Genomic DNA, 25,196 nt, shown 5'->3' with positions numbered 1-25,196 from the left:
CATGCTGCGACAGTGACTCAGAAGCGGTAGGTCAGCGAAGCACCAACGCCGTGAGCGCTGTTTTCGTACTTGGCCTGGTAGCTGCCCTTGAGGCCAGCCTCGGTCAGGCTATGCGGCTGGTTGTTGACCTTGGTGTCTTCTTCCCACAGGTACGAGTAGGCCACGTCGATGGTCATGTCGTCGGTCGGGCTCCAGCCGGCACCGATGCTGAAGATCTTGCGATCGCCAGTCGGGATGCGCGGGGAGCGGTTGGTGTTGTTGGTCGGCGACTGGTCAACCGAGAAACCAGTACGCAGGACCCACTCCTTGTTCACCTTGTAGGAGGCGCCGATGGCGTGAGCCCAGGTGTCGTGCCAATTCTGTTCCTCGGTGATGGTCGCGAACTGCCCGGCAGGGCCTGCCGGTACTTCATTGTTGACTGTGATGTTCTCCAGGCGGCTCCAGCGGGTCCAGGTGCTGCCTGCGTACAGGGTCCACTTGTCGTCCAGTTCGTGGGTTACCGAGAAGTCCACCGACTCGGGGGTCTTGATCTTCAGGGTGGCATCGAACTTGTTGCCGTCCAGGCCGAGCAACGGGTAGCTGACCTTGGTCTTGCCTTCGAGCTTGTAGTCGACCATCGAGTGGTAGGTCAGGCCGACACGGGTGCGGTCGGTGGCTTGTACCAGAATACCGATGTTGTAGCCGACGGCGGTGTCGTCGCCCTTGATTTTCACCTCGCCATCGGCCGGACGCAGCGGCGAGATACTGGCCAGGTTCGAGCCCAGTTCGCCCTTGATGCGGTTGATGGTCGGGCCGAAGCCGATCGAGACCTTGTCGTTGAACGCATAGCTCACGGTCGGCTGGAAGGTCACGACCTCGACATGGCTCTTCTTGCCCCAGTAGCGCGCGGCATCGTCGCTACCATAGTCGGTGACCAGGCCGAACGGTACGTAGACGCCGAAACCGACGCTCCAGTGGTCATCGATGGACTTGACGTAGTAACCCATCGGCACGCCGACCACGGGCACCATGTCACCGTCCATTTCCCCCCCTTTGTTACTGCCGCGTCCGGAAATATCGGACTTGGCGATGACCGCAGCACCACCAACGGTCATCTGGTCGCGCTTCAGGCGGGACATGCCCGCCGGGTTGCCATACACGGTGCTGGCATCTTCGGCAGAAGAAGAACGACCCGCGAAACCTGTCCCCATGCCGCTGACGCTCTGTTCGTTAAGGGCAAAGCCGCTGGCGAACAATTGGCTGGAAGCGAGGGCAACGGCAATGCCGAGAGAGGTTTTGAGCATAACTTTTTTCATTATTAGAAAACTCCTTGGGATCTCCGGGGCGAAAAGCTACCAACAAATGCCGCGCTGCGCCATAGGCTGAAACGCAGGAGATAGAGCGGTTTTGTAGGACAATCCGACCAAAATTCCGTTTTTTTGGGTGTAGGACGCGTTGGCTCAGGAGGCTGGGGTGAGCATTGGCTCGATACAGTGGTGCCAGGCGTGGGTGAAGTCCCGCAGGCGCCCTTGGGGCTGGAAGGTCTGCCGCCAAATCCGTGCCAGGCCCAGCAGATCGTCGGCCGCCGGCAAGGGCAGGGCTTGCTCTTCGATCAGCATCCAGGCGATGGCGGTGGCGTAGCGCAGGTTGACGGTGAGTTCGAGGTGCGGGCCGCCGAGGAAGGCGTGCTGGCTGGCCAGGCCGCGCACCAGGCTGGCCAGTTCGGGGTCGCGGGCAAGGTATTCGTCCCACAGGCAACGGTGACGATTCCCACCGATCCGGTAAAGCCCATGGCCACGTCGGTCATGCAGGGCGGCCCCCAGCGCAGACTGGCTCGCGGCAACGCCCAGTAACAAAGCTTCGGCGCTGTCGCTGTGGCGACCCAGGTAGATCAGGGTCGGCCGAATCACATATCGACTCAACTCGTTCGCAGCGATGCCCATGATGCCCTCTGCTGAAAAGGGCCGACGGGCGCTGGAGCTTGGCAGCTGGTGAGTGGTCAGGCCCGCCGGAAGCGGCAGATGCCGCTCGAGTTGAAGTGTAGTGTGATAACAGTGGTGTAAAAGGCTGTTTTTAAATCGATTGCAGCCCGAAGGCGCAGGGCATATGCCCATTGGCGATTAGGCCAATTACCTTCAGGCTGGGTTTTGCATGGCGTATTCATGGCGTGAATTACCCGCCATTCATTCATGCGGTCAGCGACTGGCGGGTGCGCTCGATCACCGCTTGCAGCGGTTCTGCCCGGTTGTACTGCTCCGGATAGAGGCGCTCGCTGTGGCAGGCGATGCCATGCTCGTCGACCAGGGTGAAGCTGAAGCTGCCCTTGCGTGGTGCAACGATGAGGCACTTCAATGGGGCGAAGGCCTGGGAAAGGGTGCCGAAGGCAACCTGGATTTGTTGATGGTTACTCATATTGTTGGATGTTCCTGCGTAAGACACGGTGTTTGATCCGTGCACAATAGAAACGTTCCAGTGACGTCTTTATTAAGGAGACGCAGAACCTGACTGGAACAGGGCAGCCAGAGGGGCGCATGCAATAAGTGGGCGCTGGGCTGACTGGTAGGTACGACAGAAGGCAGGCAGCACACCGACACCAGGGTTCTGGGCGTCGGGGAAGATCCTGATCAATCTGAAACGTGATTCGTGCTGGGCAAGGTTTGCCGAGTGAATCATCGAATGGGCCGGTCCCGATGGGGCAGTGCTTGCTCGTTACCGAGCACTTGGGCTGCAGGGACTGAGTGGCCAGAATGACTTCAGCTGGGTACTAACGGGGCGCAACCCTACACGAACTTTTCGGGGTTGGCAAGTTTTTGGCTTTTCTAGCGGTAAGCCGATAATTATGTCGTCAATCGCGCCTGGTGTGAAGAGGGTGAAATGTTCAGCCAACCACCCTCCTGTACTGATTCCGTGCACCGCGATGCCATTTGTTGGTGCGGTTGTACACACTCGGTTGAACAGTTGTAACCCTCTTGCAACGTCCTGTGGACGGCTCGCCAATGACTTGACTGGGGGCTTAAGTCAATGAAAAAAAACACTAATTTTTGCTGGTGAAAAAATCGTCAGTTTGACTGAAAGCCCCATTTAACAGGGGTTTGCGAGCTACCTCAAGGGGTTGTCCACCGAGTTATCCACAGGTTCTGTGGATTGTCCCGGGCGCTTGCTCTAGGACGGGCGTGCCAGCTGTTTCATCCATTGTCCGACAATCGGTGGGTAGTGGTGGCATCGGCATTTTCCTTGGGAAAACGTCAAGAAAAAATCGTGGAAAAAAATGGCGATCAGCCGAAAGTCGCCCAGGTCAGTCCACAAAAAAAGGAGTAGAGTGGCGCGCCTCTCGAATCACCCTTGCTGTAGGTCATGAAGCTTCGCGGTAAATACCTCGCCAGTCCTGATGCCTCGCCATCGCTGCCTTCCTCCAAGCGTTTTTCCCTGAAAGTGGCCCTGTGGCTGCTCGACAGCCCGCGCCTGGGGGATAAGCCCAGCGTCAAGCACCTGGCCGGGCGCATGCTCAAGCAGCCGGCGCGCCAGGGCGTGGTGGTGGCCCAGAGCCGCCTGGGGCAGATGCTCTGCCGCGACTGCGGCAATGCCCGCGACCGGCGCATCGGTCATGAACTGCTGCGCCAGGCGGCCCGCGCCGGTGATCGCCGGGCCCAACTGGAGTATGGCCGGTTGTGCCAGGCCCAGGAGCCGGAGCAGTCCCGCTATTGGCTGGAGCTGGCGGCGGGGCAGGGCTCGCAGGAGGCGCGGCGGTTGTTGCGCCAGTGGTTCGGTAGTTAACCGGAGCAGCTGTGTAAAACCATTTGTTGGGGGGCGCATGGCTGAGGTGCTCTCTTGCTGGGTACTGACCACCCAACCCTGTCACCAGGCTGATAAGCTGCGCAGCATTCGTCAATGTTCGATCGGGGTAGGCATGACAGTGGATCTGACCAGCATTTTGCTGGGCTTGGTGGCGGGCGCCGTGCCCTGCCTGGGCTGGGTCATGCAGGTTCAGCGCGGACAGGGGGCGCGCAAGGCCGAGCAGGCCTTGCTCGAAGAGCGCCTGAATGCCGCCCAGTTGACCCAGGCCGGCCTGCTGGCCCAGCTGGAGGCCAGTCGCGACGAGATCAGCGACCTCAGCGAGGCCAACACCATCAAGCAGACCCAGCTGGCCGCCCAGGGCAGGGAACTGGAGCTGCTGCAGATCGACCGCGACAACGCCCGTGATGCCGCCCATGCCTGGCACCTGGAGCGCGCCAACCGCGAGGCCGAGCTGCGCCGTCTCGAGGCCCAGGCTGCACGCCTGGAAGCCGAGCTGCGTGAACAGCAGGAGAGCCATCAGCAACGCCTCGAAGACCTGCAGGAAGCCCGCGACACCCTGCGCGCGCAGTTCGCCGACCTTGCCACCAAGATCTTCGACGAGCGCGAGCAACGCTTCGCCCAGACCAGCCAGCAGCACCTGGGCCAGTTGCTCGACCCGCTCAAGGAGCGTATCCAGGCGTTCGAGAAGCGCGTCGAGGAAAGCTACCAGCAGGAGGCCCGCGAGCGTTTCTCCCTGGGCAAGGAACTCGAGCGCCTGCAGCAGCTCAACCTGCGCCTGTCCGACGAGGCCACCAACCTTACCCAGGCGCTCAAGGGCCAGAAGACCCAGGGCAACTGGGGCGAACTGATCCTGGAGCGGGTGCTGGAGCACGCGGGCCTCGAAAAGGGCCGCGAATACCAGACCCAGGTCAGCCTGCGCAGCGCCGATGGCGAGCGCTTCCAGCCCGATGTGCTGATCATGCTGCCGGGCGACAAGCAGGTGGTGGTGGATGCCAAGGTCAGCCTGACGGCCTACCAGCAGTTCGTCGGCAACAACGACGAAGCCGCGCTCAAACAGCACGTACAGTCGCTGCGCAATCACGTCAAGGGCTTGTCCAGCAAGGATTACAGCCGCCTTGAGGGCTTGCACAGCCTCGACTTCGTGCTGCTGTTCGTGCCCATCGAGGCGGCTTTCTCGGCGGCGCTGCAGGCCGAGCCCAACCTGTTCCAGGAGGCCTTTGACCGACAGATCGTGATCGTCAGCCCGACCACCTTGCTCGCCACCCTGCGGGTGATCGACAGCCTGTGGAAGCAGGAACGCCAGGGGCAGAACGCCCGCGAGATCGCCGAGCGCGCCGGCTGGCTGTACGACAAGTTTGTGCTCTTCATTCAGGACCTGGACGAGCTCGGCGCACGCCTTGCCCAGGTGGACAAGGCCTACGCCGCAGCACGCAACAAGCTGTGCGAGGGGCGCGGCAACCTGGTCAGCCGCAGCGAGCAGCTCAAGCTGCTCGGCGCCCGGGCCAGCAAGAGCCTGCCGGCTGAGTTGATTGAGCGCGCCCTAAACGATGAGGCGCTTACTGAACCAGGCTCAGATGCCGATTGAGCAGGGCGCGCAGGGCTGCCGGCTTGACCGGCTTGGCCAGGTAGTCGAGGCCTGCGGCATGCACCAGGGCGATGGTCTCGTTGCGCCCGTCGGCGCTGATCACCACCCCGGGCACCGGCTCGCCCAGGCGTGTTCGTAGCCAGCCCATCAGCCCGGTACCGGTCTCGCCGTCATCCAGGTGGTAGTCCACCAGCGCCAGGTGCGGGCGCAGGCCCTTGCCGAGCAGGGCCTCGCATTCGGCCTGGTTGCGCGCGGTCCACACCTGACAACCCCAACGGCTGAGCAGGCTGTTCATGCCGATCAGGATGCTGTCCTCGTTGTCCACGCACAATACCTGCAGCCCGGCCAGCGGCTGCCCGGCCTGCTCCACGGGGGCGGGCGTCGCGGGCGCTGGGCTGTGGGCGATGGGCACGCTGACGCGGAACACGCTGCCCTTGCCCGGCCAGGAGCGTACCTCCAGCGGATGCCCGAGCACCCGGCACAGGCCGTCGGCGATCGCCAGGCCCAGGCCCAGGCCTTTCTCGGCGCGGGTCTGGTGGCTGTCCAGGCGCTTGAACTCCTGGAAGATCACCTGCAGCTTGTCGTCGGCGATGCCCGGGCCACGGTCCCACACCTCCAGCCACAGGCGTCCACTTTGTCGCCGCGCACCCAGCAGCAGCGGGCTCTTGCCGTAGCGCAGGGCGTTGGTGAGGAAGTTCTGCAGCACCCGGCGCAGCAGTTTCATGTCGCTGTCCACCCGCAGGCGGCTGCCGCGCAGGCGGAACTCCAGGCCCTTCTCGGCGGCCAGCACCTTGAACTCGGCGCCGAGGGTGTCAAACAGCTCGTTGAGGGCGAAGGGCTTGATGTCGGGGGTGACCTTGCCGTTCTCCAGTCGCGAGATATCGAGCAGGTCGCTGATCAGCTCCTCGGCCGAGCGCAGCGAGCTGTCCATGTGCTGCACCAGTTGCCGGGCCTCGTCGTTCATGGCCTCGGCTTGCTGCGACAGAGCGGCGGAGAACAGCCGGGCAGCGTTGAGCGGCTGCATCAGGTCGTGGCTGACGGCGGCGAGGAAGCGGGTCTTGGACTGGCTGACCGCCTCGGCGCGGCTCTTGGCCTCGGTCAACGCCTGGTTGAGCTGCGACAGCTCGTGGGTGCGCTCGGCGACGCGTTGCTCCAGGCCCTCGTTGGAGTCGCGCAGGGCCTGTTCGGCCTCGCGGAACGGGGTGATGTCGGTAAAGCTCATGACGAAGCCGCCGCCAGGCATCGGGTTGCCGATCAGCTCGATCACCCGGCCATTGGGGAACAGCCGCTCGGAGGAGTGGGCCCGGCCCTGGCGCATCCAGTGCAGGCGCCGCGCCACATGCACCTGGGCCTCGCCCGGCCCGCACAGACCGCGCTCGGCGTTGTAGCGGATGATGTCGGCGATCGGCCGGCCGACGCTGATCAACCCGTCGGGGTAGTTGAACAGCTCCAGGTAGCGGCGGTTCCAGGCCACCAGGCGCAGGTTCTGGTCGACCACGCTGATACCCTGATTGATGTTCTCGATGGCGCCCTGCAGCAGCGCGCGGTTGAACTGCAGCACCTCGCTGGCTTCGTCGGCGATGCGCACCACATCCTCAAGCTGCATGTCGCGGCCTTCGATGGCGGCCTTGACCACGGCGCGGGTCGAGGAGGTGCCGAGCACGCCGGCCAGCAGCCGTTCGGTGTGCTCGATCCAGTCACCATCGGCGTTCTGATTGGGGTTGAAGCCCTTGCCCTGGCGGTAGGCGAAGCGGATGAAGCTTTGCCGGGCGCGCTCCTCGCCGACGAAGCGCGCGGCGAGCTTGAGCAGGTCGTCGATCTGCACCGCCAGCAGGGGTTTGCTGGAGGGGCGGGCGCTGGTCTGCTGGCCGATGAAGCGCCCAGCCTGCCAGTGCTCGGAAACCCGTGTGCGGGACAGGATCGAAACCCAGGCGAACAGGGTGAAGTTGCCCGCCAGCGACAGCACCACGCCCTGGGTGAGCGGGGTGATCGGCAGGTTGAGCGGGTTGCCGTGCAGCCAGGCCAGCCCCGGGAACAGCTGCAGCGACCAGCCCAGGCTGTGGGCGGCGATCGGCAGCACCAGGGTGTAGAACCACAGGAAGATGCCGGCGGCCAGACCCGCGAACACGCCGCGGCGGTTGGCCTGCTTCCAGTACAGCGCGCCGAGCATCGCCGGGGTCAGCTGGGTCACCGCGGCGAAGGCGATCTGGCCGATGGTCGCCAGGCTCGCGGTGGAGCCAAGCAGCCGGTAGCTGACGTAGGCCAGCAGCAGGATGACGACGATGGTCACCCGGCGCACCGAGAGCATCCAGTGGCGGAACACCTCGAACGGCCGCTCGGCGTTGTTGCGCCGCAGCAGCCAGGGCAGCAGCATGTCGTTGGAGACCATGGTCGACAGCGCCACGGCCTCGACGATGACCATGCCGGTGGCCGCCGAGGCGCCGCCGATGAACGCCAGCAGAGCCAGGCTCGGGTGGGCCTCGGCCAGCGGCAGGCTGATCACGAACGAATCGGAAATCACCGTGCCCGGCAGTAGCATCTGCCCGGCCAGGGCGATGGGCACCACGAACAGCGCGGCCAGGGCCAGGTACAGCGGGAACACCCAGCGGGCCAGGCGCATGTCCTGGGGCTCGATGTTTTCCACCACGGTGACGTGGAACTGCCGGGGCAGGCAGATGATCGCCATCATCGCCACGGCGGTCTGCACCACCATCGACGGCCAGTTGATGGTCTCTTCCCAGTAGTCGCTCAGGTGCACCGACTGCCGCGCCTGGGTGAATAGGTCGTCGAAGCCGTCATACAGGTTGAACACCACGAAGACGCCCACGGCAAGGAAGGCCAGCAGCTTGACGAGCGATTCGAAGGCAATCGCCAGGACCATGCCGCGGTGGTGCTCGGTGACGTCCAGGCTACGGGTGCCGAAGACAATGGCGAACAGCGCCAGCACCAGCGATACCACCAGCGCGGTGTCCTGCACCCGGCTGCCGGTGGCATCGGCGTTGGCGCCGATCAACAGGTTCACCCCCAGCACGATGCCCTTGAGCTGCAGGGCGATGTACGGCAGCACCCCGACCAGGCAGATCAGTGCCACCACCACCGCCAGGGTCTGCGACTTGCCATAGCGGGCGGCGATGAAGTCGGCGATCGAGGTGATGTTCTGCTGCTTGCTGATCAGCACCATCTTCTGCAGTACCCAGGGGGCGAAGATCAGCAACAGCACCGGCCCCAGGTAGATGGGCAGGAACGCCCAGAGCTGCTCGGCGGCCTGGCCGACCGCGCCGAAGAAGGTCCAACTGGTGCAGTACACCGCCAGCGACAGGCTGTACACCCAGGCGCGCAGGCGCGGCGGCAACGGCGTGCTGCGGCGGTCGCCATAGAAGGCGATGGCGAACATGATGGCCATGTAGGCCAGGGCGACCACGGCGATCAGCCCGCTGGACAACGACATGCAAACTCCGGAGCAAAAAAGAAAACGCGGTCCCGATCAATCAGTCTGGCACGCAGGGCGCGGTTCGTCAGCGCCGACGATGGTCGCAGTGGCAGGACGTCGCAGGGCCCGCGATCGGCCGGTATTGCCAACTAAGGCTGGCGGGCGGTGCGTGTTCCCAGCCAGTAGAACACCGCCGCCAGCATCACCGACCCGATCAACAGATAGAACACCGTCACCGGCACCACATGCCCCAGTGCCAGGCCTACCAGGATCGGCCCGAGCCCAGCGCCCAGGTTGGAGAGGTTCTGCGCGCCATAATAAACCCCGCGCAGATGTTCCGGCGCAATCAGGTCGATGAACATGAACTCGGCCGGAATCACGATGATCTCGCCCAGGGTGAACACCAGCATGGCCAGGCACCACGCCGGCGCCGAAGCAGCCACGGAGAACCCCAGCAACCCGGCAGCGAACATGGCCATGCCAGCCATCAGCCAGGGCATCAGGTGCTGACGGGTGATGCGTCGGCCGATCAGGTATTGCAGGCCGATCACTCCCAGGGCATTGGTGGTTACCAGGTAGCCGGCCAGGCGCGCCACCTCGGCGGGATCGTTCAGGGTCACCACCAGGTACTGCGAAAGGTAGGCGGTGAACTGGCCGAACACCACGGCACTGAGCACGCCGCCCAGGGTGAAGCACACCAGGCGCCGGTCGCGCAGCATGCCCAGGGCGACCTGGGCGAAGCCCGCTGCCGGCCGGTCCTCGCGCAGGCTCAGCAAGCTGCGTTCGCCAAGGCGGTAATAGACCAGGCTCAGGCCGAGGCCGATCAGGGCCGAAACCACGAACGGCAGGTGGTCGTCCGCCTCGATCAGCAGCACCCCAAGCATCGGCCCCGCGGCCCAGGCGATGTTGTTGAAGGTGTACTTGATGGCGAATACTTCGCCGCGTCGGTTCTCTGCCAGCAAGGCGCAGAACCCGGCCTTGGCGGCAATGTCGACCACGGTCTGGGCCAGGTAGGCCACCACCAGGAAGCAGAAGAACAGCGCAGCCGAAGTGCTGGCCACGATGCCGACGAAGGCCAGGGCGAACACCGAGGTGCAGGCGACGATCAGCGTATGACTGCGCAGGGTGTCGACCAGGTGTCCGCCATAGAGGCTGAGCATTGATGCCAGGAGCATCGCGCCGCCGACCAGCAGGCCGGTCTGGCCGACCGACAGGCCCAGGTGCGTTGACAGGTACACCACCAGATAGGGCAGGGTGATCGCCCGGGCCATGGTCAAGGTGAAGGTGGTGAACAACAGCAGGCGAACCGCAGCGGGGTAGCCTTTAAGGGCGCGGAGCATCGACCGATCCTTGTCATTGTCAGCGGTCAAGCATATGCCAGGTGCCGGCCTGGCTGCTATATCTTTAAAATCGATAACAGATAGAGAAATTACCCGTTATATAGATATTCTTTGCAGGCATAAGATATCTCTACCTTACACAAGGCCAGGAGACACCTTATGCCATGCACCCAGACCCGCGCGCCTTCCTGGCGCCCGTTCAGCCAATTGGCCCACCCCCGCGAAGTGATCCGCCAGTTCACCCCCAACTGGTTCGCCGCGACCATGGGTACCGGCGTGCTGGCCCTGGCCTTTCATCAAGTCCAGGTGCCGGGGTTGGACAGCGTGGCCGAGGGCCTTTGGTGGCTGACCATCGGCCTGTTTACCCTGTTCTGCGTCCTGTACGGCGCCCGTTGGGTAATGTTCTTCGATGAGGCGCGGCGGATTTTCGCGCACTCCACCGTGTCGATGTTCTTCGGCACCATCCCCATGGGGCTGGCCACCATCCTCAACGGCGCCCTGGTGTTCGGCATGGCGCGCTGGGGTGAGGCCGTGGTGCCGTGGGTTGAAATGCTTTGGTGGCTGGACGTGGGCCTGGCGCTGCTGTGCGGCGTGGCCATTCCCTACCTGATGTTCACCCGTCAGGAGCACAGCATCGACCAGATGACCGCGGTGTGGTTGCTGCCGGTGGTGGCTGCTGAAGTCGCCGCCGCCAGCGGCGGGCTGCTGGCGCCGCACCTGGTGGATATGCACCGGCATTTCCTGGTGGTAATCACCAGCTATGTGATGTGGGCGGTGTCGTTGCCGGTAGCGTTCAGCATCCTCACCATCCTGATGCTGCGCATGGCCCTGCATAAACTGCCGCCGGCGAACATGGCCGCTTCCAGTTGGCTGGCGCTAGGCCCGATCGGTACCGGTGCTTTGGGCATGCTGGTGCTCGGCGGCGATGCCCCTGCAGTGTTCGCCGCCAATGGCCTTGGCGGCCTCGGCGAGGTGGCACACGGGTTGGGCCTGGTGGCCGGCATCGTGCTGTGGGGCGCGGGGTTGTGGTGGTTGCTGACAGCGGTGCTGATCACCTTGCGCTACATGCGCCAGGGCATGCCGTTCAACCTGGGCTGGTGGGGGTTCACCTTCCCGCTGGGGGTGTACTGCCTGGCCACGTTGAAACTGGCTGCCTGGCTGGAGTTGGGCTTCTTCACTGTGTTCGGCCAGGTGCTGGTGGTGGCGCTGGCGCTGCTCTGGCTGCTGGTGGCCAGCCGGACCCTGCGCGGGGCCTGGCGCGGCGAGCTGTTTGTGTCGCCATGCATCGCGCAGTCTTGAGGGTGATCCAGTAGGGGCGGCTTGCCCGCTCCTACAAGTTCCTTGTGCCTATGGACATTCCCGTGCAGATTTGTGGCTTATCACGCTGTACGTGCCTCCAATGACAAAGCCCAACCAGGTACAAGGACGATGAGTCACCCCTCGCAATTCACCCTGCTCGGCAAACGGCGCTTCCTGCCGTTCTTCATTACCCAGTCGCTGGGCGCCTTCAACGACAACCTGTTCAAGCAGTCGCTGATCCTGGCGATCCTCTACAAGCTGAGCCTGGAAGGCGACCGCTCGATCTGGGTCAACCTCTGCGCCTTGCTGTTCATCCTGCCGTTCTTCCTGTTCTCCGCGCTGGCCGGGCAGTTCGGCGAGAAGTTCGCCAAGGACCGGTTGATCCGCGCGATCAAGCTGGCCGAGATCGTCATCATGGCCATCGGCGCGACCGGTTTCGTCACCCATCATCTGGAGTTGATGCTGGTGGCGCTGTTCGCCATGGGCACCCACTCGGCGCTGTTCGGCCCGGTGAAGTACTCGATCCTGCCCCAGGCCCTGCGCGAGGAGGAACTGGTGGGCGGCAACGGCCTGGTGGAGATGGGCACTTTCCTGGCGATCCTGGCCGGGACCATCGGCGCCGGGATGCTGATGTCCTCCAGCCAGTACGCGGTGCTGGCCGCCGCCGGGGTGGTGGGCACTGCGGTGCTGGGCTACCTGGCCAGTCGCTGGATCCCCCGCGCCGCCGCCGCCGCGCCGCAGATGAAGCTGGACTGGAACATCTTCAAGCAGTCCTGGCTGACCCTGCGCCTGGGCCTTGGCCAGACCCCGGCGGTGTCGCGCTCGATTGTCGGCAACTCGTGGTTCTGGTTCGTCGGTGCCATCTACCTCACGCAGATCCCGGCCTACGCCAAGGACTGGCTGCACGGCGACGAGACCGTGGTGACTCTGGTGCTAACCCTGTTCTCGGTGGGCATCGCCGTCGGTTCGCTGCTGTGCGAGCGCCTGAGCGGACGCAAGGTGGAGATCGGCCTGGTGCCGTTCGGCTCGTTCGGCCTGACCCTGTTCGGCCTGCTCTGGTGGTGGCATTCGGGGGATGTGCCGGTCGGCGTCGTGCCCCATGACTGGCTGGCGTTGCTGGGCATGGGCCAGGCCTGGTGGATCATGCTGTCGATCGTTGGCCTGGGCATCTTCGGCGGCTTCTACATCGTGCCACTGTACGCGCTGATCCAGGCACGCACGCCGGAAGACCAGCGGGCCCGGGTGATTGCCGCCAACAACATCCTCAACGCGCTGTTCATGGTGGTGTCGGCGATCATCACCATCGTCCTGCTGAGCCTGGCCAAGCTGAGCATCCCGCAGCTGTTCCTGGTGGTGTCTTTGCTCAATATCGCGGTCAACGCCTACATCTTCCGCATCGTGCCGGAATTCACCATGCGCTTCCTGATCTGGCTGCTCAGCCACTCGATGTACCGGGTCGAGCACCGCGAGCTGCAGCGCATTCCCGATGAGGGCGCGGCGCTGCTGGTGTGCAACCATGTGTCGTTCGTCGATGCGCTGTTGATCGGTGGGGCGATCCGCCGGCCGATCCGTTTCGTCATGTACTACAAGATCTACAATTTGCCGGTGCTCAATTTCGTGTTCCGCACCGCTGGCGCCATCCCCATCGCCGGGCGTGGCGAGGACGAGGCCACCTACGAGCGTGCCTTCGCCCGTATCGCCCAGTACCTGGCCGACGGCGAGCTGGTGTGTATCTTCCCCGAAGGCAAGCTGAGTTCGGACGGTGAGATCGATGTGTTCAAGGGCGGGGTGAACCGCATCCTGCAGGAGACGCCGGTGCCGGTGATTCCGCTGGCGTTGCAGGGGCTGTGGGGCAGTTTCTTCAGTCGCGACCCGAACAAGGGTTTCTTCAAGCGCCTGTGGTCGCGGGTGACCCTGGTGGCCGGCGCCGCCATCCCGGTGGAGGCGGCGCAGCCCGAGGCGCTGCGCGAGCAGGTGAGCCTGCTGCGCGGCGACGTTCGCTAAGGGAAACGGAGGGAGGTCAGCTGGCGCTGACCTTCAGGCCGACCAGGCCGGTGATGATCAGGGCGACACTGGCCAGGCGGATGAGCGCCATGGATTCGCCAAACAGGATGATCCCGGCGATCACCGTGCCGACCGCGCCGACACCGGTCCAGATGGCATAGGCGGTGCCCAGCGGCAGTTCCTTCATGGCCAGGCCCAGCAGGCCGAGGCTGATGACCATGGCGCCGACGGTGAGAATGGTCGGCAGGGGGCGGGTGAAGCCGTCGGTGTACTTGAGGCCGACAGCCCAGCCGACTTCGAACAGGCCGGCGAAGAACAGGATGATCCAGGACATGGTAAGTCTCCATCGATTCAATGATGGGGCCGTCCCCGGTATGTTCACGCACAGCGTCGTGAGGCCGTCCTCACAGTGCGCACTATACTGCACATTTGCCGCGGGCGAGGCAAGCGTGACGGATCAATGGTGCTTGTACCGGCCATCGTCACTGGCTGGCCGGTACGCATGTACACCTACGTCAAGACCAGCTCAGGATGGGCCAGCCATTGGTCTGCGCATGCTCGCGCAGCACCGGGTCCGGGTTCACCACGTGCGGGTGATCGACCTTCAGCAGCAGCGGCAGGTCGTTGCGTGAATCCGAGTAGAAACTCGCGCCCTCCAGGTTTTCCTGTTCCTGGTCCAGCCACTCCAGCAGGCGGGTGATCTTGCCTTCGCGGTAGGTGAGCACGCCGTGGGTCTTGCCGGTGAACACGCCGTTGACCGCCTCCAGCTCGATGGCCAGGTACTCGTCGACGCCCAGGCGCGCCGCGATCGGTCCGACCAGGTGGGTGCCGCTGGCCGAAATGATCAGGATCCGGTCGCCGCGCTTGCGGTGTTCGGCGATGCAACGGCAGGCGTCGCCGTAGATGATCGGCTCGATCACATCTTCCACCCAGGGCTCGACCAGGTGCTCGACCTCTTCCAGGGTACGCCCGGCGATGGGCTCCAGGCTGAAGGCCATGTAGTCCTCCATCGCCAGGTGGCCCTTGCCGTAGGCTTCCATCAGCTCGTGGTCGCGCTTGAGGAAAGCCTTGCCGTCCACCCAGCCCAGCCGGGCCATCTGCTCGCTCCAAAGCGACGCGCAGTCGCCGTGGATCAGGGTTTCGTCAAGATCGAAGATTGCCAGTGCCATGCGTTGATGCTCCTTAGGCCACTTCCCGTAGCGCCGTGGGGTCGATCGACAAGGATACCCGCTGCCCGTCCGCGTGCAGGTCGGCCGCGCAGCGGTTGAGCACGTCGACCACCAGCTCGACGTCGCGCACCCGCACCCGATAACGGATGACGTTGCCCAGCAGGCTGTGGCTGAGGATCTCGCCGTCCAGTTCGCCGTTCAGGCCCAGGGTGATGGATTCCGGGCGGATCGCCAGGCGACCGTTGACCGGGCGTCGCAGCAGGCGGCTGGCGCTGTCGGCGTCGAGCAGGTTGTAGTTGCCGATGAAGCCCGCGGCGAACAGGTCCACGGGCGCGGTGTAGAGGGTCTCGGCATCGCCGCTCTGGACGATGCGGCCCTGGTTCATCAGGACGATGCGGTCCGACATGGTCAGCGCCTCTTCCTGGTCGTGGGTGACGAAGATGGTGGTCAGCCCCAGCTCGCGCTGGATGGCGCGGATCTGCTCGCGCAGGTGCTTGCGGATGCGCGCATCCAGTGCCGACAGCGGCTCGTCGAGCAGCAGCAGGCGCGGGCGGGTGACCAGCGAGCGGGCCAGGGCCACGCGTTGGCACTGGCCGCCGGACAGCTGGTGCGGGTAGCGCCCGGCGAAGCTGCCCAGCTCCACCAGGTCGAGTACTTCGCGCACCCGCGCCTGGCTCTCGTCGGCCTTGACCTTCTGCATGCGCAGGCCGAAGGCGACGTTCTGTTCCACGGTCATGTTGGGGAACAGCGCGTAGCTCTGGAACACCATGCCGATGCCACGCTTCTGCGGGCTCAACGGCACGATGTCCTGGCCGTCGAGCAGGATCCGCCCGCTGTCCACCGGGGTCAGCCCGGCGATGCAGCGCAGCAGGGTGGACTTGCCGCAGCCGGAGGGGCCGAGCAGGGTGACGAACTCGCCGCGCTCGATCTGGCAGTCGATGTTCTCGAACACCGGGCTGCCGGCGTAGCTCTTTTGCAGTTTCTGTACGCTGACGAAGCTCATGTCAGGTCTTGTCCTTGTTCAGGCGGTTGGCGACCCAGGTCAGCACCAGCACGAAGGCGAAGTAGGAGATGACCAGCGCGCTGTTGAAGTGGCCGCTGCTGTTGCGCATGTTGTTCAGGTACACCTGCAGGGTCTCGTAGCGGGTGCCCACCAGCAGGTTGGCGAACACGAACTCGCCGAACAGGAACGAGAACGACAGCAGCAGCGCCACCATCAGGCCCTTGCGCAGGTTGGGCAGCACCACCAGGAACGCCGCCTGCCAGGTACTGGCGCCGAGCAGCTGGGCGGCGTCCATCAGGTCGCGCAGGTTGATGGCCTGCAGGTTGTTGGTGATGGCTCGATACATGAACGGCAGGGCGATGGTGAAGTAGCAGCCGATCAGGATCCACGGCGTGCCGACCATGGCCATCGGCCCGCTGCCGTACAACTGCAGCAGACCCACCGACGACACCACCGGCGGCACGGCGAACGGCAGCAGGATGAGGACGTTCATCAGCGCGTCGAGCTTGGGGAAGTGGTAGTGCACCACGAACAGCAACGGCAGGATCAGCAGCACCGAGAGCAGCAGCGCGCCGACGCATACCAGCAGCGACTGGCCGAAGGCGGCGAGAAAGCGCGGCTCGCTCCACAGTGCGACGTACCACTTGAAGGTCAGCCCGCTGGGCAGCAGGGTCGCTGACCAACTGGTGGCCAACGAGTAGAGCAGGGTGCCGGCCAGCGGCAGCAGCAGGATCAGGAACAGCAGGTACACCACCACGCGGTGGTAGAGCCCGCCAGCGTTGTTTTCAGCGCGCATGGTAGCTCCTCTTGAGCAGCCATTGATGGACCACCGTGACCACGGTCATCAGGCCCACCAGCACCATCGCCAGGGCGCTGGCCAGGTTCGGGTCGAGGCTGATGTCGCCGGCCACCAGGCCCGCGATGCGGATCGGCAGCACGTTGAAGTTGCCGGTGGTCAGGGCGTAGACAGTGGCGTAGGCGCCGAGGGCGTTGGCCAGCAGGATGACGAAGGTGCCGAGCAGCGCCGGGGTCAGCACCGGCAGGCCGATATGCCGCCAGAACTGCCAGTGGCTGGCGCCGAGCAGTGCGGCGGACTCGCGCCAGTCCTCGCGCAGGGCGTCGAAGGCCGGGTAGAGCAGCAGCACGCCCAGGGGGATCTGGAAGTAGGTGTACACCAGGATCAGGCCGGTCTTGGAGTAGATGCTGAAGTCGCCGAGCAGGCCCATCTGCTTGAGCAGCAGCGTCAGTGCGCCATTGAAACCGAGCAGGATGATGAAGGCGAACGCCAGGGGCACGCCGGCGAAATTGCTGGTCATGTTGGCGAAGGCGCTGACGAAGTCGCGCAGTTTCGAGTCGACCTGGCGCAGTGAATAGGCGCCCAGGGTGGCGATGACGATGCCGAACAGGCTCGACCAGAAGCTGATCTCCAGGCTGCGTTGCAACGCCTGCAGGTAGAACTTCGAGGCGAAGACCTTGCTGAAGTTGGCCAGGCCCCAGCCGCTTTCGCCCTGCAGGCTGTTGAGGGCGACCCAGGCCAGCGGCGCGACCTGGAAGATGATGAAGAACACGGCGAACGGCAGCAGGCAGAGCAGGGCCAGGTAGCGGCCGCGATGGCTTGCATTCACTTGAGCAGCTCCCGGCAGACCGGTTTGTCGTGGGCGGCGCCGAGCAGCTCGCAGATCGTGCCGCACAGCTCGGTCTGCAACGGCTTGGCCGCGGGATCGAGGCTGAACGCCTCGCCGAACACGAACAGCGGCACTTCGCGTTCCTCGGCCAGCAGGCCGTTGTGCGAGCGGTCGTTGTTCATGCCGTGGTCGGCGGTGACCAGCACCTGGTAGCCCTCTTCGAGCCAGCGCGGCAGGTAGTCGGCCAGCAGGATGTCGGCGCTGCGGGCGGCGTTGCGGTACTGGCTGCTGTCCAGGCCGTGGCGGTGGCCGGCGTCGTCGATGTTCATCGGGTGCACCAGCAGGAAGTTCGGCGCATGGCGGCGGCGCAGGTATTCGGCGTCGGCCAGCAGGTGCGAGTCGGGGTAGTGGTCTGCGTAGTAGAACAGGCCGTGCTGGATCGGCAGCTTCGGCGCGTGGGTATGGCGGTCGCGCAGGGGGTCGAAGGGTGAGCGGTTGTACAGCTCGCTCATCCAGTGATAGGCCGCGGCGGCAGTGCCCAGGCCGGCCTCGCGGGCGTAGTGGAACACGCTGCGCTGGTTGGACAGGCGGTTGACGTTGTTATGGACGATGCCGCTGTCGATCGGCGGCACGCCGGTGAGGATGCATTCGTACAGCGGTCGCGACAGTGACGGCAGCTCGCACTCCACCCGGTACAGCGCGGCGCGGTCGGCCTCGACGTAGGCGTGCAGATGGCCCATGGCATGGTGCGCGACCTGGTGGTTGAGGCCGTCGAGCAGGACCAGGATGACGTTGTGGTTCATTTATGACTCCGAAAAAGCGGGGAGGGCTTTGCCCTCCTTTCGCGACGCAAGGCCGCTCCCACAGAGGTAGTGCAAACCTCTGGGGCGACGCGGGCCCTGTGGGAGCGGCCTTGCGTCGCGATGGGCTGCGCAGCTGCCCCGGGTTGGCCCAGCCTTACTCCATCTCGATGATCACCTGCTCCTGCCACTTCTGCGGCAGGGCCTTGGAGGTCGCTTCCCAGGCTTCGGCGTTCTTGATCGGCTGGGCGGCCTTGTACTGCTCGTTGGGCAGCAGCTTGGCCTGCACGTCCGCTGGCAGCTTCAGGTGCTCGGCGCGGATTGGCCGGGCGTGACCGATGGCCAGGTTGGTCTGCCCGGCATCGCTGAAGATGTACTCACGGGCAAGCTTGGCCGCGTTCGGGTGCTTGGCGTATTTGTTGATGATGGTGGTGTAGCCGGAGGTGATCGAGCCGTCCGATGGGATCAGCACCTCGAAGCGTTTCGGGTCGATCTGGTCGCGGTAGCTCAGGCCGTTGAAGTCCCATACCACGCCGACTTCCACCTCGCCCTTCTCGAGGGTCTGGATGGTCGGGTTGGCCAGCGACAGGCGCTTCTGCTGGGCCAGCTTGGTGAACAGCTGCAGGCCCGGCTCGATGTTGCTCTCGTCGCCCTTGTAGGCGATGGCGGCGGCGAGCACGCCGTTGGCGGCCTGGGCGGCGGTGCCGACGTCACCGATGGCGACCTTGTACTTGCCCTTTTCCAGGTTGTGCCAGGTGGTCGGGCGTTCGCCTTCCTTGACCAGGTCCTTGTTGATGATGAAGGCGATGGTGCCGGTGTAGGCCAGCGCCCAGTGGCCGTCCTGATCCTTGGCCCACGCCGGCACCTGGTCCCAGGTGCTCGGCTTGTAGGGCTGGGTGACGCCCTTGGCGACCGCGATCGGACCGAAGGCGGCGCCGACGTCGCCGATGTCGGCGCTGGCGTTGTCCTTCTCGGCGTCGAACTTGGCGATCTCCTGGGCTGAGCTCATGTCGGTGTCGCTGTGCTTGAGGCCGTATTTTTTCGCCAGGTCGTCCCAGGTGCCTTTCCAGTTGGCCCAGGCATCGGGCATGCCCACGCTGTTGACGGTGCCTTCCTTGCGGGCGGCGTCTTCAAGGGCCTTGAGGTCCTGGGCCATGGCCGAGGTGCAAAAAGCGATGGCCGAACCGAGCAGTGACGCCATGAACAACTTTTTCATCCGAAGCTCCTTTGGTGGGTGCCTTGCATTCGTTGTTATGAACAGAAGCGGTGCTTGCGAACCCCTGGTCTAGGTCAGCAAACCTTGAGCCAAGGTAGGCCTGTTGCGTGACAGTTTGATGTAAGAAGAAGGAGTGGGTGGCAGGCCGATGGCTCTCGGGATACAGCGTAGACCACATCGAAAGCCTTGAATCGCGTGGCCTGGCCCGGATCTGGCAAGTCCCTGGGCGAGGCTTTGTCACAGGATGTTCATCAGCCTTGCCTAGGCTTGTAGCCATCGCCACATGCCCCTTTATGGGGCTGGACTAGTCCAGATAGGTAACCTTTGATGCAAGCGACGCCACCGCGCGCGGTAACAGCCATCTGCCATGCCCTGCAGGAGCAGATCGAACACGGCCTGCTGGCCCCCGGCGGCAAGCTGCCGGCCGAGCGTCGGCTCAGCGAAGTGTTCGACACCACGCGCATCACCCTGCGCGAGGCACTGGTGCAGCTGGAGGCCCAAGGGCTGATCTACCGCGAGGAGCGCCGTGGCTGGTTCGTCGCGCCCGAGCGTCTGACCTACGACCTGATCGAGCGCAGCCACTTCCATGCGATGGTGCGCGACCAGGGGCGAGTGCCGAGCACCGAGTTGCTGTCGGCACGCCTGCAACCGGCCTCGGCGGCGATCTGCGCGCGCCTGCGCCTGCCGGCGTTGTCCAGCGTGGTGCGGATCTGCCGTTTGCGGCGCATCGATGGGCGGGCGGTGCTGTACGCCGAGCACTATCTCAACCCGCGCTACTTCCCGGGGATCCTCGAGCTGGACCTGGCCCGGTCGCTGACCGAGATCTATGCGCGGGAGTACGCCATTCACTATGGGCAGGTGTGCTTCGAGATCCTGCCGACCGCGTTGCCAGTGGCGGCGGCAGGGGCGCTGAAGGTCTCGACGGGCAGCCCGGGCTTGCACATCACCCGGGTCAACAGCGACCAGCATGGGCATCTGATCGACTGTGACCTGGAATACTGGCGGCACGATGCGATCCGCATCCGCGCCGAGGCGGGCTAGGGGCGCGAAGCGGCCCTAACTGCTAGCGCCTCCGGTCTCAGCCATGCCGCCACCGCCAGCCGTCACCACCTGCACTGACAGCCGTGGCGTCGCCAGGTCCAGACCGGCTTCATCGAGCTGCCGCTTCAAGGCCAGGTTGAACGCCCGCGACACCTCCCACTGCTTGATCGGCGCGGTCTTGAACCGCGCCCGCAGGATCGCCGAGCCCGACTCGAAGCTCTCCACCCCCTGCAACTCCAGCGGCGACCAGATGTTGCGGCGCATCAGCGGGTCGTTGCGCAGCTTCTGGCCCACTTCGCGGACCAGCGTGATGGCCTGGTCGATGTTCATGCTGTGCGGGATGGCCACGCGGAAGATCGCGTAGCCGAACTCCCGCGAGTAGTTCTTGATGCTCTTGATCTCGCTGAACGGGATGGTGTGCACGATGCCGTCGATGTCCCGCAGGCGCACGGTACGGATGGTCAGGCCTTCGACCGTGCCCAGGTGGCCGCCGACGTCGACGTAGTCGTCGATGGCCAGCGAGTCCTCGATGATGATGAACAGCCCGGTGATCAGGTCGGCCACCAGCGACTGGGCGCCGAAACCGATGGCCAGGCCGATGACGCCGGCACCGGCCAGCAGCGGGGTGACGTTCATGCCCATGTTGGCCAGGGCGACGATCACCGCGATGATGAAGATCACCACGAACATCACGTTGCGGATCAAGGGCATCATGGTCTGTGCCCGGGCGTTGGCCAGGCCACGGCGCGAGCGCACCAGGGCATGGTGCACGGCGGTGTCGGCGAGGATCCACACCAGCCAGGCGACGATCAGCGTGCCGGCCAGGCCCAGCAGGCGCAGGCTCACTTCATGGCCGTCGCCCTCGGCGAAGCTGATCATCGAGCGGCCCCAGACGCGCAGGCCCAGCTCGATGAACACCAGCCAGATGAACAGGTGCACCAGCACGTAGCCGAAGTTGCGCAGGCGTTCGGTGTAGACCGCCTGGCGCTTGTTGGCGCGCCGGGGTTTGGCGGCGTGGCGCCGCACCAGACCGTTGAGCACCATGCACACCACTACCAGCACCGTGCACATCAGCGACTGGCGCAGGGCAGTGCTGGTGTCGCCGGCAGAAACGAAGGTGGCGAACAGCGAGATCGCCACCAGGATCAGCGCCGGGAGGTACCAGAAACTGCCGAGCAGCTCGATGGTGTCGCTCAGGGTGCGCCGGGTCAGGCGTCGGGACAGGGGCTGGTTGCGGATCAGGTGGGCGATCGGGCGGCGAAAGCGCAGGATGAACAGCCCGGTGCACAGCGCCGCGACGACATTGGCCAGGGTGGCCAGGGCGTGGGCCAGGTGGCTGCCCAGGGCAGTGGTCAGGCGTGGGTCGCTCATCGCCTCGCCGAACGCGGCGAAGCTGCCGATCAGCCACAGCGGGCGGAACGCCTGGTGCCGCAGGATATGCAGGGCGCGGTGGCGATGCGGGCCGTCGAGCAGCGAGAAAGCGATCACGCAGATCGCCGAGAACAGTGTGCCGACCACCAGTGCGTAGGCCAGCACCATGGCCATCGACTTGCCCAGCGAGGAGGGCAGGGCGAAGCTCAGGTACACGGTGAACACCAGCGCCACCAGCCACGGTCCCAGCTTGCGCAGGGCGAAGCGCACCAGGTCCCAGGTACGCGGGTGCTGGGGCAGTTCCTCGGTCAGGCCGAAGCGCAGGCGCACGCGGTGGCCGATCCAGTTGAAGGTGTAGGCCAGCAGGCTCCAGACCAGGATCACCCCGGCAAAGCCGAACAGGATCGCCGGCCACTGGTGCACCGGCACCACCAGCGCGGCAAACTCATCCTGCGCCTGGTCGATTTCCAGCGACCAGCGCTTGAACGGACTGGCATCGCCGCTGAACTGCTGCTCGAAATCGTGCAGGGCGCCACCGATCAGGCCGAGCACGCCCTGTTCCACCGTGGGTTGCGCTTGTTTGCTGGCGTCGCGCAGCTTCTTCAGATCGGCCAGCAGCTTGGCCCGTTGCTGGTCGTTCTCCAGGCTCTTGATCACCTCGTCCAGCGACTTGCCCAGCGGTTCGCTGGCTTCGGGCTGGGCGGGTGTGCTGGAACCGAGCAGGCCCGGCAGGCCGGCGGCGTGCACCGGGGTGATGAACAGCAGGAATAGCAGCGTGATGCAACGCAGGAGGGCTGGCACCGGAACCTCTACCTCAGGTCAAACGTTTGCCCGAGTGTAGTGGTTTACGACGGCAGTTTCTCGAGGATCTTCCAGCAGGTAAGGCCGAAAATGCCGAGGGTGCCGATCCACATCATCAACACGCCGACATTGCGCTCGCGCAGGCTGAAGCCGATGGTCAGCAGCATCAGGAACAGGAACACCGGCACGAACAGGGACAGGAACGGCGATGACATGAACAGCATCCTTCTGTTTTGGGGGCCATGTATCAAGCATAGCGCTTTGCAAGCGAGGCGGATTGACCGGGGGCAGGCGGTGGGCAAGTCGCATCGGCACACCGCCGCTCCCACAGGTCCGCGTGGGAGCGGGTTGGCCGTCAGGGCAGTTCGCGGCTGCGGTAGAAGGCGCTGAGCACCTTCACCAGGTGCGCCAGGTCATGGCTGCCGCACAGTTCGCGAATCGAGTGCATGGCGAAGGTCGGCAGGCCGATGTCGACCGTGCGCACGCCCAGGTGGCTGGCGGTGATCGGGCCGATGGTCGAGCCGCAGCCCATGTCACTGCGCACCACGAAGCTCTGCACCGGCACTTCCTCGGCCATGCACAGGTGGCGGAAGAACCCAGCGGTTTCGCTGTTGGTGGCGTAGCGCTGGTTGTTGTTGACCTTGATCACCGGGCCGGCGTTGAGCTTGGGCCCGTGGTTGCCGTCGTGCTTGTCGGCGTAGTTGGGGTGCACGCCGTGGGCGTTGTCGGCCGAGACCATCAGCGAGCGCTGGATGGTGCGCACGTAGTCGTCGCCTTCGGGCAGCAGGCGTTGCAGGGTCTGCTCGAGCATGGGGCCGTCGGCGCCGCAGGCCGAGCAGGAGCCGACTTCCTCGTGGTCGTTGCACACCAGCACGCAGGTCTCGTCGCTATCGGCACCCAGCAAGGCCTGCAGGCCGGCATAGCACGACAGCAGGTTGTCCAGGCGGGCGGCGGCGATGAAGTCGCCGTTCAGGCCAATCAACGCGGCGTCCTGGGTGTCGTAGAAGCTCAGCTCGTAGTCGAGCACCACATCGGCGTTGAGGTCGTGCTCGCGGGCCAACTGCTCGGTGAGCAGGGCGCGAAAGTCGACGCGCTCGTCGCCGGCCACCTGGGCCAGGATCGGCGGCAGCTCGGTCTGCGGGTTGATCTGCCAGCCTTCGTTGGCGGTGCGGTTGAGGTGGATCGCCAGGTTGGGGATTACGGCGATCGGCAGCTTGAAGTCGATCAGCTGGCTCTCCACCTTGCCATCACGGCGGAAGGTGACCCGGCCGGCCAGCGACAGGTCGCGGTCGAACCAAGGGGCAAGCAGGGCGCCGCCGTACACTTCCACGCCCAGTTGCAGGAAGCCCTGGCGTTGCAGCTCGGGCTGCGGCTTGACCCGCAGGCACGGGCTGTCGGTGTGGGCGCCGACCATGCGGATGCCGCCCAGCAGCGGCGAGAGCTTGCCGAGCTTGATGGCGATGATCGAGGAATCGTTGCGGGTCACGTAGTAGCGACCACCGGGCACGGTGGCCCAGCTGTCGCGTTCGTCCAGACGCTGGTAGCCGGCGGCCTCGAGGCGCTGCGCGAGGCTGGCGGTGGCATGGAAGGGCGTCGGGGAGGCCTTGAGGAATTCGATCAGGCCGGCATTCAGGGCATCGCGCATAAGTCACTCCAGACAGCAGTGGCGCGAGTTTAGCGTAACTGCTCGAAAATTTGTGCCGGCCCTGTTGCTGGCACTATACGGCTCGAGTAATCAGAACGGCGCCGGACACTCGAACTTCAGGCGTTCGCCAGATACCGGGTGGGTGAAGCTCAGCATCGACGCATGCAGGCACAGCCGCTCATGGGCCGCCAGCGCCTCGGGGTTGGCGTACAACCGGTCGCCCAGCAGCGGGTGGCCGATCGACAGCATGTGCACGCGCAACTGGTGCGAGCGCCCGGTGATCGGTGTCAGCTCGACCCGGCAATGATCGGCGCAGCGTTCTACGATGCGCCAGAAGGTCAGGGCGTGCTTGCCCTGTTCATGGTCGACCACATGGCGCGGCTTGGTCGGCGGGTCATAGCGCAGCGGCAGGTCGATGCTGCCGCTGTCCAGGGTCGGTTGGCCCCAGCACAGCGCGGTATAGGCCTTTTCGGTCTCGCGGTCGTGGAACTGGCGCGACAGCTCGCGGTGGCTGTCGGCGTCGCGGGCGAGCAGGATGATCCCCGAGGTTTCCCAGTCCAGGCGGTGGACGATCAGGGCATCCGGGTAGCCGTTTTCCTGCAGGCGGGTGATCAGGCAGTCCTTGTTGTCCTCGGCGCGACCCGGCACCGACAACAGCAGGGTCGGCTTGTTGATCACCAGGATGGCGGCGTCTTCGTGAAGGATCTGGATGTTCGACAGCGGCATGTTCAGGTGTTCTCTGCAAAGCATTGTGGGAGCGGGCTTGCACCGCGACGGCCATTGGAGGCAATCGCGGGGCAAGCCCGCTCCCACAAGGTAACCCTGAGCTACTGAAAGATCAGCGCTCGGGCAGGGTGATGTTCAGCTCCAGGATCGAGCAGCTGCCCTGGTTCTCCAGCGCCACCTGCACATCGTCGTTGCCGATGTTGACGTACTTGCGGATCACCTCGACCAGCTCCTTCTGCAGGGCGGGCAGGTAGTCCGGGGTGCTGCGCTGGCCGCGCTCGTGCGCCACGATGATCTGTAGACGCTCTTTCGCTACCGACGCGCTGGTCTGTTTCTGTCTGCCACGAAAGAAGTCAAAAAGGTTCAT

22 protein-coding genes are annotated in these 25,196 nt (G+C 64.8%); 5 read left to right on the top strand and 17 right to left on the bottom strand.

Features of this window, described 5'->3' with window-relative positions; all coding sequences use genetic code 11:
* Nucleotides 1–17: 17 nt before the first annotated feature.
* The 3 genes from AC25MA_RS15435 to AC25MA_RS15425 all read right to left on the bottom strand — a co-directional run bounded on the left by AC25MA_RS15435 (nt 18) and on the right by AC25MA_RS15425 (nt 2,391).
* Nucleotides 18–1,295, bottom strand: a complete 1,278-nt coding sequence (locus tag AC25MA_RS15435) for an OmpP1/FadL family transporter (protein WP_062361428.1) — start codon at nt 1,293–1,295, stop codon at nt 18–20.
* A 144-nt stretch (nt 1,296–1,439) separates the two neighbouring features.
* Nucleotides 1,440–1,922: a hypothetical protein gene (locus AC25MA_RS15430; protein ID WP_069017445.1), complete on the bottom strand. Its 483-nt coding sequence runs from the start codon at nt 1,920–1,922 to the stop codon at nt 1,440–1,442.
* A 244-nt stretch (nt 1,923–2,166) separates the two neighbouring features.
* On the bottom strand, nt 2,167–2,391 hold the full coding sequence (locus tag AC25MA_RS15425; protein ID WP_028690885.1) for a hypothetical protein: 225 nt from the start codon (nt 2,389–2,391) through the stop codon (nt 2,167–2,169).
* 942 nt (nt 2,392–3,333) lie between these two features.
* On the opposite strand from AC25MA_RS15425, the gene AC25MA_RS15420 reads away from it, so the two are divergent.
* Nucleotides 3,334–3,753 (top strand): tetratricopeptide repeat protein, encoded by a 420-nt coding sequence (locus tag AC25MA_RS15420; RefSeq protein WP_486972194.1) that lies wholly within the window; start codon nt 3,334–3,336, stop codon nt 3,751–3,753.
* 247 nt (nt 3,754–4,000) lie between these two features.
* The gene (locus AC25MA_RS15415) at nt 4,001–5,359 is read left to right on the top strand and encodes a DNA recombination protein RmuC (RefSeq protein ID WP_175406197.1); all 1,359 of its coding nucleotides are present in this window, start codon (nt 4,001–4,003) and stop codon (nt 5,357–5,359) included.
* Here AC25MA_RS15415 and AC25MA_RS15410 read toward each other — a convergent pair.
* Nucleotides 5,331–8,807: a hybrid sensor histidine kinase/response regulator gene (locus AC25MA_RS15410; protein WP_028690882.1), complete on the bottom strand. Its 3,477-nt coding sequence runs from the start codon at nt 8,805–8,807 to the stop codon at nt 5,331–5,333. The two genes, AC25MA_RS15415 and AC25MA_RS15410, sit on opposite strands and share 29 nt — an antisense overlap.
* 131 nt (nt 8,808–8,938) lie before the next feature.
* Nucleotides 8,939–10,129: an MFS transporter gene (locus AC25MA_RS15405; RefSeq protein WP_062361436.1), complete on the bottom strand. Its 1,191-nt coding sequence runs from the start codon at nt 10,127–10,129 to the stop codon at nt 8,939–8,941.
* 159 nt (nt 10,130–10,288) lie between these two features.
* Between AC25MA_RS15405 and AC25MA_RS15400 the strand changes: the two genes are divergently transcribed.
* Nucleotides 10,289–11,428 carry a TDT family transporter gene (locus tag AC25MA_RS15400; RefSeq protein ID WP_486972193.1) on the top strand — a complete coding sequence of 380 codons (1,140 nt, stop codon included), beginning with the start codon at nt 10,289–10,291 and terminating at the stop codon, nt 11,426–11,428.
* Nucleotides 11,429–11,557: 129 nt separating this feature from the next.
* A complete protein-coding gene (locus tag AC25MA_RS15395) occupies nt 11,558–13,432 on the top strand; it encodes an MFS transporter (protein ID WP_207851660.1) in 1,875 nt (624 codons plus the stop codon).
* A gap of 16 nt (nt 13,433–13,448) precedes the next feature.
* Here AC25MA_RS15395 and sugE read toward each other — a convergent pair whose 3' ends face one another.
* From sugE to AC25MA_RS15360, 7 genes are all read right to left on the bottom strand, one after another.
* A complete protein-coding gene (gene sugE, locus AC25MA_RS15390) occupies nt 13,449–13,766 on the bottom strand; it encodes a quaternary ammonium compound efflux SMR transporter SugE (RefSeq protein WP_028690878.1) in 318 nt (105 codons plus the stop codon).
* A gap of 181 nt (nt 13,767–13,947) precedes the next feature.
* On the bottom strand, nt 13,948–14,601 hold the full coding sequence (locus AC25MA_RS15385; RefSeq protein WP_028690877.1) for an HAD family hydrolase: 654 nt from the start codon (nt 14,599–14,601) through the stop codon (nt 13,948–13,950).
* Nucleotides 14,602–14,614: 13 nt separating this feature from the next.
* Nucleotides 14,615–15,604, bottom strand: coding sequence for an ABC transporter ATP-binding protein (locus AC25MA_RS15380; protein ID WP_069017450.1), 990 nt, complete (start codon nt 15,602–15,604; stop codon nt 14,615–14,617).
* A 1-nt stretch (nt 15,605) separates the two neighbouring features.
* Nucleotides 15,606–16,400, bottom strand: coding sequence for an ABC transporter permease (locus AC25MA_RS15375; RefSeq protein ID WP_062361447.1), 795 nt, complete (start codon nt 16,398–16,400; stop codon nt 15,606–15,608).
* Entirely contained in the window at nt 16,390–17,229 is an 840-nt protein-coding gene (locus AC25MA_RS15370; RefSeq protein ID WP_062573165.1) for an ABC transporter permease, read from the bottom strand. The genes AC25MA_RS15375 and AC25MA_RS15370 overlap by 11 nt, the downstream gene beginning before the upstream one ends.
* A complete protein-coding gene (locus tag AC25MA_RS15365) occupies nt 17,226–18,032 on the bottom strand; it encodes an alkaline phosphatase family protein (RefSeq protein WP_028690873.1) in 807 nt (268 codons plus the stop codon). Before AC25MA_RS15365 ends, AC25MA_RS15370 begins: the two co-directional genes overlap by 4 nt.
* A 154-nt stretch (nt 18,033–18,186) precedes the next feature.
* Entirely contained in the window at nt 18,187–19,245 is a 1,059-nt protein-coding gene (locus AC25MA_RS15360) for an ABC transporter substrate-binding protein (protein ID WP_486972192.1), read from the bottom strand.
* Between the two features lie 327 nt (nt 19,246–19,572).
* Between AC25MA_RS15360 and AC25MA_RS15355 the strand changes: the two genes are divergently transcribed.
* A complete protein-coding gene (locus AC25MA_RS15355; protein ID WP_069017451.1) occupies nt 19,573–20,286 on the top strand; it encodes a UTRA domain-containing protein in 714 nt (237 codons plus the stop codon).
* A gap of 15 nt (nt 20,287–20,301) precedes the next feature.
* Here AC25MA_RS15355 and AC25MA_RS15350 read toward each other — a convergent pair whose 3' ends face one another.
* The 5 genes from AC25MA_RS15350 to minE form a co-directional block, all read right to left on the bottom strand.
* Entirely contained in the window at nt 20,302–22,458 is a 2,157-nt protein-coding gene (locus AC25MA_RS15350) for a mechanosensitive ion channel domain-containing protein (protein ID WP_486972191.1), read from the bottom strand.
* 44 nt (nt 22,459–22,502) lie between these two features.
* Nucleotides 22,503–22,673 (bottom strand): hypothetical protein, encoded by a 171-nt coding sequence (locus AC25MA_RS15345; RefSeq protein WP_167388396.1) that lies wholly within the window; start codon nt 22,671–22,673, stop codon nt 22,503–22,505.
* Between the two features lie 140 nt (nt 22,674–22,813).
* A complete protein-coding gene (locus AC25MA_RS15340; protein ID WP_028690868.1) occupies nt 22,814–24,103 on the bottom strand; it encodes a M18 family aminopeptidase in 1,290 nt (429 codons plus the stop codon).
* Nucleotides 24,104–24,193: 90 nt separating this feature from the next.
* Nucleotides 24,194–24,829, bottom strand: coding sequence for an RluA family pseudouridine synthase (locus tag AC25MA_RS15335; RefSeq protein WP_028690867.1), 636 nt, complete (start codon nt 24,827–24,829; stop codon nt 24,194–24,196).
* A 112-nt stretch (nt 24,830–24,941) separates the two neighbouring features.
* Nucleotides 24,942–25,196, bottom strand: a complete 255-nt coding sequence (gene minE, locus AC25MA_RS15330) for a cell division topological specificity factor MinE (RefSeq protein WP_011532731.1) — start codon at nt 25,194–25,196, stop codon at nt 24,942–24,944.

Source organism: Pseudomonas sp. P65(2024) (assembly GCF_057480955.1).
Note: the sequence above shows the minus strand (reverse complement) of the source record. Positions and strands in the feature narration are given on the sequence as shown.